The organism is Saccharothrix deserti (genome assembly GCF_009769385.1).
GTDB classification, from domain to species: Bacteria; Actinomycetota; Actinomycetes; order Mycobacteriales; family Pseudonocardiaceae; genus Actinosynnema; species Actinosynnema deserti.
Genome location: NZ_ML775962.1, coordinates 21,340 through 35,020, shown reverse-complemented (window position 1 = coordinate 35,020; position 13,681 = coordinate 21,340). Strand labels below are relative to the sequence as shown.

Annotated in this window: 11 protein-coding genes; 5 read left to right on the top strand and 6 right to left on the bottom strand. The window is 68.9% G+C overall.

The annotated features are described in order from the left end of the window. The first annotated feature begins 24 nt into the window (after positions 1–24). Positions 25–486, top strand: a complete 462-nt coding sequence (locus tag FM051_RS07130) for a CAP domain-containing protein (RefSeq protein WP_158841959.1) — start codon at positions 25–27, stop codon at positions 484–486. Between the two features lie 58 nt (positions 487–544). Here FM051_RS07130 and FM051_RS07125 read toward each other — a convergent pair whose 3' ends face one another. Beyond that, entirely contained in the window at positions 545–3,709 is a 3,165-nt protein-coding gene (locus tag FM051_RS07125; RefSeq protein WP_158841957.1) for an NACHT domain-containing protein, read from the bottom strand. 50 nt (positions 3,710–3,759) lie between these two features. Beyond that, positions 3,760–4,791 carry a serine hydrolase domain-containing protein gene (locus FM051_RS07120; protein WP_158842372.1) on the bottom strand — a complete coding sequence of 344 codons (1,032 nt, stop codon included), beginning with the start codon at positions 4,789–4,791 and terminating at the stop codon, positions 3,760–3,762. A 132-nt stretch (positions 4,792–4,923) separates the two neighbouring features. Here FM051_RS07120 and FM051_RS07115 point away from each other — a divergent pair, with 132 nt between their 5' ends. The 4 genes from FM051_RS07115 to FM051_RS07100 all read left to right on the top strand — a co-directional run bounded on the left by FM051_RS07115 (position 4,924) and on the right by FM051_RS07100 (position 9,387). Beyond that, positions 4,924–5,787 carry a 3-hydroxybutyryl-CoA dehydrogenase gene (locus tag FM051_RS07115; RefSeq protein ID WP_158841955.1) on the top strand — a complete coding sequence of 288 codons (864 nt, stop codon included), beginning with the start codon at positions 4,924–4,926 and terminating at the stop codon, positions 5,785–5,787. A 504-nt stretch (positions 5,788–6,291) separates the two neighbouring features. Then, entirely contained in the window at positions 6,292–7,320 is a 1,029-nt protein-coding gene (locus FM051_RS07110; protein ID WP_202918724.1) for a tryptophan dimethylallyltransferase family protein, read from the top strand. Positions 7,321–7,329: 9 nt separating this feature from the next. After that, the gene (locus FM051_RS07105; RefSeq protein WP_420803573.1) at positions 7,330–8,697 is read left to right on the top strand and encodes a tryptophanase; all 1,368 of its coding nucleotides are present in this window, start codon (positions 7,330–7,332) and stop codon (positions 8,695–8,697) included. 282 nt (positions 8,698–8,979) lie between these two features. Then, the gene (locus FM051_RS07100) at positions 8,980–9,387 is read left to right on the top strand and encodes a hypothetical protein (protein ID WP_158841953.1); all 408 of its coding nucleotides are present in this window, start codon (positions 8,980–8,982) and stop codon (positions 9,385–9,387) included. A gap of 274 nt (positions 9,388–9,661) precedes the next feature. On the opposite strand, the gene FM051_RS07095 is transcribed toward FM051_RS07100, so the two are convergent. Genes FM051_RS07095 through FM051_RS07080 form a run of 4 tightly spaced genes read right to left on the bottom strand, consistent with a single transcriptional unit; the run spans position 9,662 to position 13,512 of the window. Further along, entirely contained in the window at positions 9,662–10,255 is a 594-nt protein-coding gene (locus FM051_RS07095; protein ID WP_158841951.1) for a GTP-binding protein, read from the bottom strand. After that, positions 10,236–10,607 carry a DUF742 domain-containing protein gene (locus FM051_RS07090; RefSeq protein ID WP_158841949.1) on the bottom strand — a complete coding sequence of 124 codons (372 nt, stop codon included), beginning with the start codon at positions 10,605–10,607 and terminating at the stop codon, positions 10,236–10,238. The genes FM051_RS07095 and FM051_RS07090 overlap by 20 nt, the downstream gene beginning before the upstream one ends. After that, a complete protein-coding gene (locus FM051_RS07085; RefSeq protein ID WP_033440408.1) occupies positions 10,607–11,044 on the bottom strand; it encodes a roadblock/LC7 domain-containing protein in 438 nt (145 codons plus the stop codon). Before FM051_RS07085 ends, FM051_RS07090 begins: the two co-directional genes overlap by 1 nt. Positions 11,045–11,088: 44 nt before the next feature. After that, positions 11,089–13,512, bottom strand: a complete 2,424-nt coding sequence (locus FM051_RS07080) for a sensor histidine kinase (RefSeq protein WP_158841948.1) — start codon at positions 13,510–13,512, stop codon at positions 11,089–11,091. Positions 13,513–13,681: the final 169 nt, after the last annotated feature.

Sequence of the window (13,681 nt, the reverse complement as noted above, 5' to 3'; positions counted from 1 at the left end):
GCCGAACCGAGGAGGACGGAAGTCATGCCAGCCAGGACGTTCACAGCCGGTGTGGCCATCGCGGCACTGCTGGTCACGACCACCCCCGCCCTTGCCGCACAGACCTACGAAGAGCAGGTTCTGTCGCTCACCAATGGGGAACGCGCGGCGGCGGGCTGCCCGGCGCTCGCACCGAACGCCCAACTCGCGGCGGCGGCCAAGAAGCACAACGACGAGATGGCGCGGACCGGGAACCTCAGCCACACCGGCGTGGACGGCAGCACACCGGCACAACGCATCACCGAAGCGGGTTACCAATACCGGGTGATGGCGGAGAACATCGCCGCCGGGCAGACGTCCGCGGAAGAGGTCGTGCGGGCGTGGATGAACAGCGAAGGCCACCGCGCCAACATCGTCAACTGCGAACTGCGGGACCTCGGCGTGGCCTACGCCGTGAACCGCGACAACAAACCGTTCTGGACGCAGGATTTCGGCGCGACGGGCTGAGTTGTCGGTGGGCCGGTCCGGGGCGGTCACCCGCCTGGTGCCCCTGCCCGCTTGGACTTCACCACCGTTCCGTGGTCTCGACGACACTGCCCTCGCCGAGCAGGTCGGCGCCGATCACCTTGGTCAGCCGCCCTTCGACCTCCACCCTCAACCGGGGACGGCCGGCGAACGCGGCCAGGTTCACCGGGCTGCCCTCGGTGAAGCGGATCTCCTTGAGGTTGGGCAGGTCCGCGATCGGCTCCAACGAGCGCGTGTCCCGCGCGGAGCTGAGCGTCAGCCGCTCCAACCTCGCCAGTCCGGCCAACGGCCGGAGGTCGGACACCGTCGTGTGCCCCAGGACGAGTTCCACCAGCCGGTCCAGTACGGCGACCGGCCCGATGTCCACCGTGCCGCAGTTCCACACGCTCAGGTACTTCAGCGAGTCGGCCCAGCGCCTGACCGCATCGATGTTCGACAGGTGCGGGCAGTCCGATATGCCCAACCTCCAAGGACCCGCCAGGAACGACAGCGGGTGGAGGTCGTCGAGCCGCCGCACCTTGCTCAGCGCCACGTTCCGCAACGCCCAGCCACGGCTCAGGCCGGCCAGGTCCTGCACGTCGCACCCGCCGAGCAAGTACAACTGCTCCAGGTTCGGCGAGCGGCGCAGACCACCGAGACCGGTCACCTCGTCACCGATGAAGCGAACCTCGCGCAGCTCGGCGAACCGTCCCAGCGGCGAGACGTCCAAGCTGCCCGTGTGCGCGACCACCAGGCTGACCAGCCCCGGCGTCTCCAGGGTGCCGAGGTCGGCCGGTTCCGCGAGTCTCAGGGTGAGCGACTCGACTTGCCGCGGTACGAAGTCCAGCGGGCCCGGTGGTGCGGAGCACGTCACGTGGCAGACGCGCTTCAGGTGGCGCAGCCCGCGCGCGATGTCGGCATCGGAGAGGTGGACCGACGACAGCGGCAGGTCGGCGAGCACGGTCGACGCGTAGGTCTCGGGGTCGAAGTTGCCCCACGCGGCCACGAGTTCGCGCTGCACGGACTCCCTGTCGTCCTGCCCGTACTTGGCCAACAACGCCAACGCGTCGTCCAAGCCCATCGCGGCCGCCGCCCGGATCGTCGCGGCCACCTCCGCTTCGGTGCGCGGCTTGGAGGCGGCGAGCAGGTCGAGCACGAACGCGCCGGCCGAGGCGAACGACTTGGCCGCCGCCACCGAGGGTGGCGGCAGCAGCCGGGCCGCGCGAGTGTGGATCCGCTCTCGGATCTCCGGCGTCAGCTCGGGCGCGGTCTCCTGGCACGCCACCGCGAGCAGGTGCAGCGTGCCGCGGAGCACCTTCGTCTCGTCGCCGCGGGTCAGGATCCGGTCGAGCAGTTCGTCCCGGCGCGACCGTGAGGCGTGACCGGCGGCCATCACGACCACCTCGTGCCACTGGTCGAGGTGTGCGTGCGAGACGAGCGTGCCCACGTCGTCCATGTCGATCGCCGCGCCGGCCGCCAGGTACTCCTGGAACGTGCGGTGCACGAAGTCGACCCGGCCCTCGACCGGCTCGCGCAGCAACCCGCTGCGCTCCAACAGGTGCCGGTAGACGTCCTCGGCGGACGCTTCGACCTCCGGCATCGACGTCAACCGGCGTTCGATCTGCCCGACCGCCCGGGACACCGGCGCGTCGGTGAGGTCGTTGCGGATGAACCAATAGGCGAGATCACCGAGGAGGAGGATCCTGCGGGTCCGCGACAGCCCCGGCAGCGATTCGATGCTCCGCTCGGCGTCACGCCGTTCCAGCAGCATCTGCAACGCGGTGTCGTACAACTCCATGCGGCTGTCCGGCAGGTGGCCGCGCCGGTCACGGTGCAGGGCGCACAGCAACGCGCACAGCAGCGGGTAACCCGCGAGCCTGCGCAGGTGGTGGCGGGCGGCGAACTGCTCCAGCAGCCGCGCCCGGTAACCCGCCAACTGCGCCCGTGCCTGTTCGTCGGCCAACTGCGTGCGCATGGCGTCGTGCCAACGCTCCACGAACACCCGGACGTCCGCCGGCGTCATCGGCTGCAACGAAGCGACCGAGAACTCGTCGGCCGCCAACCAGTTCGGGTCGACGGCGCTCGGCCGCGACGTCACCACGAACCGGGCCGCGGGGAAGGCCAGGATGAGCGACCGCAGCCACGCCCGTGCCTCCTGGCGGCGGTGCGGCGCGAGTTCGTCCACGCCGTCGACCAGGATCAGCCCACGGCCCGACCTCAGCTGCCCCTGGACCCAACCGGGCGGCATCTCGTCGGCGATGTGGCGGCCGACCTCGTCCAGGAACCGTTCCGCCGACGGCAGGTCGCGGTCGGCGTAGCGGCGCAGCGGGATGAAGAACGGGACCGTGTCGTTCCACCTGGTCAACGGCCCGGTGAAGGCGCGCTGCGCGCTGCGGACCGCGATCCACTGCAACAGGGTCGTCTTGCCCAGCCCCGCCTCACCCCGGATGAAGATCCGGTCGCCGGAGGCCAGCAGGTCCTCCACACGACGCCCCGGCGTGAAGTAGTCCGTGGCCGCACCGTCGGCGGTGAGGCTGATGTACGCCACGGACAGCGGGTAGCGGCGGCTCGCCTCGGACAGCGTCGCCCCGAACATCTCGACCTGGTCGAGCGTGCGGGCCACGAGCTGCCGGTAGTCGTAGGAGAAGTCGGTGGAGCTGCGCCGTTGTGGCAACCGGGCCAGCACGTCGCGGATGCCCGTGATGATCTCGGTCTCCCGGCGCAGGATCTCGGTCAACGCGCTCTGGCCGAACGGCGGCAGCTTGCGGGCGATCTCGATCACGTACCCCGCGCACTCGCGCAGCAGCAGGCCGTGGAGCTGGACACCGTCCGTGGACAGCCCGTCGGTGGCGTGGGCCGCGCGGGCGCGCAGGTGGCGGTCGAGCCGGCGGGCGTCCAGGTCGGCGGCGAACAGGTCGTCGTCGTCCAGCGCCGCTTCCTCGAACGTCTCGCGCACGGCGTGGATCGCGGCGAGCCGTTCGTGCTCCGGTAATCGGCGGTACTCGCTGTCCACGATCGGCTGGACCCGCTCGACCACGGCGTCGGTGAACTGCTCGCCCATCCGCCGCAGCTTGCGCTGGTCCAGCGCGCCGGTGAGCCGCTTCTCCAGCAGGTCGACCCCCGTGCCGCCGACCGCGGCCGTGACCGACTTGTCCCCCAGCCACAGCTTCAGCGCGCTGCGGACCACCGACGCGCCCAACGGGATCAGCGCGATTTCCACACCCATGCCCACATCGTCCCCTCCGGATGTGCTCCGGAGGGGACGACGTGCCGACATCAGCAGTAGACCGAGCTGAACAACCCCACGACGGCCTCGGCGGGCACCTCGGCCGGCAACGGGTTGTAGGACAACGTGGCCCTCCGGCCGTCGTCGGCGCGGGTCGCGTAGGTGAGGTAGCCGATCAGCTGACCGCCGTGCCCCCACACCGAACGGCCGCACGGCAGGTCGTACCGCTGCAACCCGAGGCCGTAGGCGAAGATCGTGCCGGTGTCCTCCTCGGTCTGCCGCATGGCTTCGAGGGACGACGCGCTGGTCAGCCGGCCACCCAGCAGGGCGTCGAAGAACCGGTTGAGGTCGTCGGCGGTGGAGATCATCTCGCCGGCCGCCCAGTCCAGCGACGGGTTCATCAGGGTGGCGTCGACCAGCTGTCCGTCGACCCGGGTGTGACCGCGGGCGTGCGGGTGCGGCAGGCCCGCCCACTGGCCCGGCACGATGGTGTGCGCCAGTCCCAGCGGACGCAGGATGCGCGAGCGCACCTCGTCGCCGTAGGTCCGCCCGGTCACCCGCTCGATCACCATGCCGGCGACGATGTAGTTGGTGTTCGAGTAGTGCCAGCCCTCCCCCGGGTCGAAATAGGACTTGCGCGCGAACGCCACGTCCAGCAACTCCTGCGGCCGGTAGGTCCGGAACCGGTCCGCGCCACGCCACCGGTTGGTCGAGTAGCCCGCCTCGTGCGCGTAGTCGTAGAGCCCGCTGGTGTGGTTGAGCACCTGGCGCACGGTGACCTGGGCGCCGTTGTCGCCCTTCGGCACGCCGGCCACGTACCGGTCCACGGGATCGTCCAGCCGGACCACCCGTCCTTCGTCGACGAGCTGCATGACGACGGTGGCGACGAAGGTCTTGGTGGTGCTGCCGATCCGGAAGTACCCGCCGACCCGCGCCTCGCCCGCGGCGTCCGCGCGCGTGCCGCTGGAATCCTCGACGGTCAGCAGCGCACCCGACGCCCAGCCTTGGTCCACCCACCCGTCCAGTGCGGGAAACGTGCTGGTCAGAGCCAGCACAGTGCCGGCGATCGCAGTTTTGATCATCACGTCGGCAACGCTAGGTAGCGGCTCGGCTGCCGACCCTGAGGAGCGCCGCATGATCAACTGCGGAAAACCCCAGCACAGCCGCCCTACCGGGAATGTGCCGGTCGGCGGCGCCCCTGGCAGGATCGGGGCGTGAGCGACATTCAACGAGTTGGAGTGGTGGGATCGGGCCTGATGGGCTCCGGCATCGCCGAGGTCTGCGCGCGGGCCGGACTGGACGTGCTGGTGGCCGAGGTCAGCCCGGACGCCACGGAGGCCGCGCGGGGGCGGATCGCCTCTTCGCTCGGCCGGGGTGTGCGCAGCGGCAAGCTGTCCGCCGAGGACCGGGACGCCGCACTGGAGCGCCTGCGGTTCACCACCGACCTCGCCGACCTCGCCGACCGGAACCTGGTCGTGGAAGCCGTCGCGGAGAACGAGCAGGTCAAGACCGAGGTGTTCGCGGCGCTGGACAAGGTCGTCATCGACCCGGAGGCGATCTTCGCGTCCAACACCTCCTCGATCCCGATCATGAAGCTCGGCATGGCCACCAGCCGTCCCGAGCAGGTCGTCGGCGTGCACTTCTTCAACCCGGTGCCGGTGTTGAAGCTGGTGGAGCTGGTGCCGTCGCTGCTGACCGGCGAGAAGACCAAGGCCAGGGCCGAGGCGTTCGTGACCGGGGTGCTGCACAAGGAGGTCATCCGCTCGCAGGACCGGGCCGGGTTCGTGGTCAACGCCCTGCTGATCCCGTACCTGCTGTCGTCGATCCGGATGCTGGAGTCCGGGTTCGCGAGCGCGGAGGACATCGACAACGGCATGGTGCTCGGCTGCGCGCACCCGATGGGTCCGCTGCGCCTGACCGACCTGATCGGCCTGGACACCACCAAGGCGATCGCCGAGTCGATGTACGAGGAGTTCAAGGAGCCGCTGTACTCGCCGCCGCCGTTGCTGCTGCGCATGGTGGACGCGGGGCTGCTGGGCAAGAAGAGCGGACGCGGCTTCCACAACTACGCGTCCTGACCCGGGAGTCCTAAGCGGACACCGCAGCGGGGCCGTCGATCCTGGTGATCGGCGGCCCCGTCCGCATGTCCGGGGCAGTACCACACTACCTGCGCCCGAGTCACGCGAAGAACGCCGCGAACAATTAACAGAACCGTCTTGAATGGCGGGAAGTCAATAGCAGACGAATGTACAACCATACCCCGGACCGGCCTGACGACAAAAGGCCACGATCTGTCATCGAACACCGTCGACGCATTGCTGCGAAAGACTGACAGAGGTCCAGTCAATAGGCCGTTCGGAGTAGTCTCGATTACCGTCCCCAGTCAGGCCCTCGCTGATCGACAAGAGCTGTGACCTGCGTTTAGAGTGCCCTAGGTCACGCTACGGCCGCCTGGTGGACAAGATTGCTTCGTCTAGCGTAACTTTCGACTCGCCCCCCACGAGGAGAACCCCGCCTTGGACCCTCAAAACGTTTCGATACGCGATTTCACGGGCCGTCAGCTCAGCGCCCTCTTGCATTCTGTGGGCATCACGGAAAACACCGACAAATCCGTCGGATTGCTTGCGGACGCGCTCGGTCCCGGTGGCTTGCACCCCGCTTCCACCAGCCCGGTCTGGCCTTCCGGCGTAGCCGACGACCACACCCCGGTCGAGTTCTCCACGGCGTTCGCGGCGGACGAGCCCCCTACCGTCCGCATGATCGTCGAACCCACCGCGACCAGGCCTTCCCGCTCCGCCAACACCTCGGCAGCGCTCGCCACGCTCGACCGGATGAGGCACCGGTGGAACCTGGACACCCACCGTTTCGACGCGGTGCGGAACCTGTTCCTCCCGGAAGACCCGGAACACGATTTCACGTTCTGGTACTCACTGGTGTTCCGCGCCGACGAGACGCCGACGGTGAAGGTCTATTTGAACCCCCAAGTGCGCGGCGAGGCCGCCGCCGAGGGTTTGGTGCGCGAAGCGTTGGAGCGGACCGGTTTCGCCGCCGGTTTCCCGGTCCTGCGCGACCACGCGGTCACCAGGCCGGGACTTGACAAGTATTCATTCTTCGCCCTGGACCTCGTCGAACAACGACGTGCCCGGGTGAAGACCTACATCTCCCATCACGCGGCGGATGTAGCCGACGTCACCCGTGCGGCGAAGGCCGCCCAGGGTGTCGATGTGGACAGGGTGCCCGATTTCTGCCTCCTCACCGGCGGCAACACGGGAACGTTCGACAAGCGCCCGCTGATTTCCAGCTACACCTACCTGGACGGCGACGTGGACGCGCCGAGCGGCTATTCCCTGTACGTGCCCATCCGGGACTACGTGACCAACGACGAAGAGGCCCGGCGACGGGTGCTCGCGGTGATGGGGAAGTATGATCTTGATCCCACCCAGTTCGACAACGCTCTGCGCACCATCGCCCGCCGGCCACTGGACGACGGCGTCGGCCTGATCGCCCACGTGTCACTGCGCATGGGCAGGCCACGTCCCGGCGTCACCGTCTACCTCTCGTCCGAAGCCTACGACGTGGCCACGCCGCGTTCGATCAGCCTGGCTGTCTAGGAGTCCACCTTGCCCACGATGGAGCCGTACCGCATCAAGGTCGTGGAGCCCATCCCGATCACCACGCGCGCGCACCGCGAGCGGGCGCTGGCCGCTGCCGGGTACAACCCGTTCAACCTCGCCGCCACCGATGTGACGATCGACCTGCTCAGCGACTCGGGCACCGGCGCCCTGTCCGCCGAGCAGCAGGCGGCGGGAATGCGCGGTGACGAGACCTATGCGGGTGCGCGCTCCTACTACCGGTTCCGCGACGTGGTGCAAGACCTGACCGGCTACCCGCACACCTTCCCCGTCCACCAGGGGCGTGCGGCCGAACGGATCCTGTTCACCGCTCTGATCAAGCCGGGCCGGGTCAGCGTCAGCAACACGCACTTCGACACCACGCGCGCGAACGTCGAGATCCTCGGCGGTCAGGCGATCGACCTGCCGTGCCAGGCCGCCAAGGACCTCGACGACGACGCACCGTTCAAGGGCGACATCGACCTGGACGCGTTGGAAGCCGTCCTGTCCGGACCGCAGGACGTCGCCATCGTGCTGCTCACCATCACCAACAACGGTGGTGGTGGGCAGCCCGTGTCGATGGCCAACATCAAGGCGGCGAGCGAGATCGCCCGCCGTCACGGCGTGCCGTTCTTCCTCGACGCGGCGCGCTTCGCGGAGAACGCGTGGCTCGTCACCCAGCGGGAGCCCGGCTACGAGAACCACACCCCGCGCCAGGTCGCGGAGGAGGCGTTCCGCCTGGCCGACGGCTGCGTGGCGAGCCTGAAGAAGGACGCCATCGTCCACATGGGAGGGTTGCTCGCGATCCGCGACCCCGAGCTGGCCGGCAGGTGCGAACTGCTGCTGATCGCGACCGAGGGCTTCCGGACCTACGGCGGTCTCTCCGGCCGCGACCTGGAGATGCTGGCACAGGGTCTGTTGGAGGTGACCGAGCCGGAGTACCTGCGGGCACGGGCCGACGCCACCGCGTACGTGGCGGACCTCGCGCGGGCGGCGGGCGTGGACAGCGTGCGGCCGACCGGCGTGCACGCGGTGTACCTCAACGCCGGACGGCTGCTGCCGCACCTGCCGCCGAGCCGGTTCCCGGGTTTCGCACTGGCCACCGAGCTGTACCTGGCGGGTGGCATCCGGTGCGCCGAGCTGGGCTCGCTGTACCTGGGGGAGCTGGACGACGCGGGCGAGCTGGTCAAGCCCGCGCCGTACGAACTGGTCCGCCTCGCCATCCCGCGGCGGGTCTACACGCAGAGCCACCTGGAGTACGTCGGCGAGACGTTGGCGGAGATCGCGAAGAACCCCGAACGGGTGCCCGGGTACCGGTTGACGCACGCGCCGAAGCTGTTGCGGCACTTCAACTGCCGGCTCGAACCGGTGGTGTGAGCGGAATGGGCTCGTGGTTCCCTCGGGGAGCCACGAGCCCACCGCGTTTGACCGGTTCCGGTCACCGGCCGCCCTGGTCGAAGCGGGGCCAATACGGTGCGCCGTGTGATCACCCAAGTTCTTCGACTCTCCGTGGTCGGGATCGCGTTCCTCGTGACCGCGATCGGCTGTTCCTCGGTCGAACCCGTGGCAGAGGTGCCACCGACGACATCGACAACGGCCCCTTCCGCCTCTCCCACCCCTCCCGCTCCGACCGCGGCGCAGACGGCATGGGTGGACGTCGTGTGCGGGATCGACCGAGCCCTTCTTCAGGTCTCCGGGTCGCAGTCGAAGGCCGGGGTCGGGTGGGTCGACGCGCCCGGGGCTCACCGGGGTGAGATCGTCGCGTTCCTGGCGGACGTCGACAACACGCTCAAATCCCTGCAACAGCAGGTGGGCACGTTGACCCCGGCGCCGTTCACCGGCGGGGACGCGATCGTGAAGGCGTACCGCGACACCATCGACCCGTTGCAGGCGAAGATGGCCGAACACGCGTCGCACGCCGCCGCGTTCCCGCCCGAAGGGGTCGCCGCCGCGTTTCGGCTGGCGTTGATGGAGTTGGTGACGTTCTCGGTCGACGCCCCGGAACTCGAGGACGACCCGGTGTACGTGCAGGCGCGCCGACTCGCGCCCAACTGCGGTGGTCGTTGACCGCCGGCCTTGGACCCTTCCGGCGCAACGACGATGAGGACCTGCGCGGAGTTGTCCACAGGCCGAGCCCGCTGCGCCCGAAGTTGTCGGTCCCCGCCGGCAGGATTAAGACAGGGGACCCCGGCGGGGTCCCCTGCGAAGCAACGACCGACGAGCAGCAACGGCCGACGAACTAGGCCGACGAGCACTAGGCCGACGAGCAACGACCGACTAGCAGTGACCAGCGGCCGGGAACAGCGGCGGCCGGGACGGCGAACAGCGGGAAGCAGTTTTCCTAGGCCATGGCGTCGAGCCGGTCCATGGTGTGCTGGATCAGGCTCACCAGCACGGTCTTGGCCGACTCCCGGTCCCGCGCGTCGCACAGCACGAGCGGGATGGCGGCGTCGACGTCCAGGGCCCGCCGCACCTCTTCGACCTCGTAGTTGTGCGCGCCCTCGAAGCAGTTCACCGCGATGATGAACGGGATGCCGCGCCGCTCGAAGAAGTCGATCGACGGGAAGCTGCTGTCCAACCGCCGCGTGTCGACCAGGATCACCGCGCCGATCGCGCCGAACGCCAGCTCGTCCCACATGAACCAGAACCGGTTCTGGCCCGGGGTGCCGAACAGGTACAGCACCACCTCCGGGCTGATGGTGATGCGGCCGAAGTCCAGTGCGACCGTGGTGGTCTCCTTGCTCTCCAAGCCCAGCACGTCGTCGACGCCGACACCGGCCTCGGTCAGCAACTCCTCGGTGTGCAGCGGCGGTATCTCGCTGACCGAGTTGACCATCGTCGTCTTCCCGGTGCCGAAGCCACCGGCGATGACGATCTTCACTGGGGTGGGGACGAGAAGTTCCCCACCCGGCCGCTCAGATTCCACGGACACCATCCAGCACCGCCTGAAGCAGGTTCCGGTCCGGCACTTGCGGGACTCGGGCAGGGTCTCTGATCACGACGTCACCGCGTTGGATGAGATCGCTCAAAAGCACCTTGACGACCACCAGCGGCACGTCGAGGTAAGCGGCGACCTCCGCGACGGACAGCGGCCGCCGGCACAGCTCCATGATCTCCATGTGCTCGACCGACAACGCGTCCGGGTCCGACGGCGAGGGCATCGCGCGTACCTGCGTCACCAGGTGCAGCTCCGGGCGCAGCGGCCGGGTCCGGCCGCGCACCATCGCGTACGGGCGGACCAACGGGCCTGCGGCCTCGTCGTACCACCAGTCCTCGCGGCCGGCCATCAGGAAGACCTTCGGGCGGCAGGCAGGCTCGCCGCGGCGGTGCCGCGCGGCGCCGACGACAGGTAAGTGCCGACGCGCTTGACGAGCATGTTCATCTCGTAGGCGATCATGCCCATGTCGGAGTCCTCTTCGCCAAGGACGGCCAGGCAGGCGCCGTGACCGGCCGCGGTGACGAAGAGGTAGGCGTGCTCCATCTCCACGATGGTCTGCCGCACCGCCCCGCCACCGAAGTGCCGTCCCGTGCCACGGGCGAGGCTCTGGAACGCCGACGCCATGGCCGACAGGTGGTCCGAGTCGTCCTTGGACAGCCCTGGTGAACGGCCCAGCAGCAGACCGTCCGCCGAGAGCACCACCGCGTGCCGAGCTCCGACCACACGGCTGACCAGGTCCTCCAACAACCAGTTCAGTTCGTTGTGCTGGCTGGTCATGTCGTTCATCGGGTTGCCTTTCCGGTTTCCAGTCGTCCGGCCACTGCTGCTGATCAGGGTTCGAGGTCGTCGCCGGGTGTCCGACGGGCGTCACGTGTGCCCCGTTGGAACGCCGACAGGCCCTTGCGGACCCTCTCGGCGGACTTCTCCTGGTCGACCTCGGCGAGCGGTTCGGGCGAAGGGTGGAAATCGTTGCGCACCAACTGCGGCGCCAAGTTCTGCTGCCGGCGTCGCCGCGGCAGTTCGGGACGGTCACCGGTGCCGGCGCCTGCCGACTCCGGTTCGTCCGCGGGCCATTCGGACGTGGCCCGCTTCCGCTGCGGCAGATCCAGCTCACCACTGCGCTGCGACAGGTCCAGCCCGCCGCTCAGTCGTTCGACCTCTGGAAGGGAATCCTCGTTGGCTGCGGCCTCGGCCTGGGCCCAGAACCCTTCCAGGTCTCGGGAACCGTCGGGAAACCTGGCGTCTCGCACTGAGTCGTCGCCCTGCTCCGGGATGTCGTGGAAAGTGCGGCGCGGGAGCTGCCTCGTCTCGGCGGGCTCGGTCGCAGTGGTGGGGCCCGCGACGATCGCGGACGGGATGAGCACGAGCGCCAGCGTGCCGCCGTACGGCGACTCGCGCAGCTCGACGTGGATGCCGCGGCGGGCAGCCAGGCGGGCCACCACGAACAGGCCCAGCCGGGACTCGCCGCGCAGGCGCATCGCGTCGAACTCCGGCGGGTCGGCCAGCATCGCGTTGTGCTGCTCGCGGTCCTCCGGGTTGATGCCCAGGCCGTGGTCCTCGATCTCGACCACGATGCCCTGAGGCACCTCGCTGGCGTGCACCTGCACCTGGGAGCGCGGCGAGGAGAACGCGGTGGCGTTGTCCACGAGTTCGGCGACCAGGTGGATGGTGTCGGCGACGGCCGCGCCCACCAGCGCGGTGTCGGGCACCGGGTTCACCTTGACCCTGACGTACTGCTCGGTCTCGGCGACGGCGGCGCGCAGCACGTCGAGCAGGCGCACCGGCTTGCGCCACTGCCTGCCCGGCTGCTCGCCCGCGAGGATGATCAGGTTCTCGGCGTTGCGGCGGGCGCGGGTGGCGAGGTGGTCGAGCTGGAACAGCGCGTCGAGCTGTTCGGGGTTCTCCTCCTCGCGCTCCAGCTTGTCCAGGATCTTCAGCTGGCGGTGCACGAGGCCCTGGTTGCGGTGCGCGATGTCGAGGAAGACCCGGTTCACGCCTTCGCGGGCCTGGCTCTCCTTCACGGCCGCGGCGACGGCGGTGTACTGGGCGGCGTTGAACGCGTCGGCCACCTGGCCGATCTCGTCGCTGCCGTAGTCCAGCGGCGGCACCTCGACCTCGACGTCCACGTGCTTGCCCTCGCGGAGCCGGTCGACGATGTCGGGCAGCCGTTCGTGCGCCAGGGTCAGCGAGTCCTTCTTCAACGCCGCGAGGCGCGTGATCAGGGCTCGGTTGACCAGGCGGTTCGACGTGCGGATCGCGATCAGGATACCGATGATCACGGCGATCAGGGCGATCAGGCTGCCGATCAGCACGGTGCGGAACTTGCTCTCACCGCGGCTCATGGTGACGCCGACCGCGCCGGAGGCCTGCTCGCTGACCAGGGCGGTCAGCTCGGTGGAGATCGGGCCGCTGACGTTCTGCCACTCCTGGAACGATCCGGCGTTCGACGGCTTCTGGCCGTTCTCGATCAGCCTGCCCTCGAACTCGACCAGCCGCTTCCACTCGTCGCCCTCGATCATGAACTGGTAGTGCTCGCGCACTTCCGGCAGGGCGTAGTCCTCGTTCGAGTCGTACGAGGAGTGGTAGGCGCCGACGAGTCTCGCGAACTCGACGTGCTCCTCGGGGGTGAACTGGCCGGCGGCGAGTGCGCTCGATGCGAGCGACGTGGCGCGGGACATCCAGTCGGAGGCCTTGAAGTACTCGGTGGCCGTGATGGCACCCTTCACCGACTCGTGGTCGGGCACCACCCGGGCCTGCACGCTGAACAGCGCGTCACCGGCGTCGAGGAGGCTGTTGTAGTACGTGTAGACCTCGGTCTTGGACGCGCGTCCCGCTTCGAGGGCGGCGCGGCGCTGCGGCAGTTGGTCCAGCAGCACGTTGAGCGCGTTGATCCGGTCGACGATCTCCTGCGGCGCCTGGGAGACCAGGTCCGTGAACGCCGTGCGCACCTTGTCGACCGCGAGGTCGGTTTCCTTCTGCTGGACTTCCAGGTCGCTGGTGCCGCGGTCGGGCTGGCTCAGCGCGGTCATGCTCAGCTCGCGCTCCTTCTGGAGCGCGGCGAACGTCTGCAGGGCAGGGATCGAGGCGTCCTGCACGCCGGAGGCGACGGCGCGGAGGTAGAAGCCGTCGAACAGGGTGTACGACGAGAACAACGCCCACATGATGAGGAGGACGATGCTGGGGACGACGACGACACCGGTGAGTCGCGAACGGATCGTCTTGTAGTTCGTCTCCGTGGTGCTCTTCTGCTTCACAGCGCTCCGCAGCCTCGTCCGTTGCCAGGTCAGCGCAGCGCTGGGAGCGCTGCCTCTTCTCCACCCGATCGGCCACGGAACGGTAACACCGGAAGATCATTATTACGAAGAGACAGCGATCACTCGCGCGACGCGACGATCAGGTTACCCAGTCCAACGAGGTCGCGAA

Excerpts from the sequence above, each read along its gene's own strand:
- FM051_RS07095 (WP_158841951.1), bottom strand. The coding sequence starts at position 10,255 with ATGGTGTCCGTGGAATCTGAGCGGCCGGGTGGGGAACTTCTCGTCCCC.
- FM051_RS07130 (WP_158841959.1), top strand. The coding sequence starts at position 25 with ATGCCAGCCAGGACGTTCACAGCCGGTGTGGCCATCGCGGCACTGCTG.
- FM051_RS07090 (WP_158841949.1), bottom strand. The coding sequence starts at position 10,607 with ATGGCCGGCCGCGAGGACTGGTGGTACGACGAGGCCGCAGGCCCGTTG.
- FM051_RS07085 (WP_033440408.1), bottom strand. The coding sequence starts at position 11,044 with ATGAACGACATGACCAGCCAGCACAACGAACTGAACTGGTTGTTGGAG.
- FM051_RS07125 (WP_158841957.1), bottom strand. The coding sequence starts at position 3,709 with ATGGGTGTGGAAATCGCGCTGATCCCGTTGGGCGCGTCGGTGGTCCGC.
- FM051_RS07120 (WP_158842372.1), bottom strand. The coding sequence starts at position 4,791 with ATGATCAAAACTGCGATCGCCGGCACTGTGCTGGCTCTGACCAGCACG.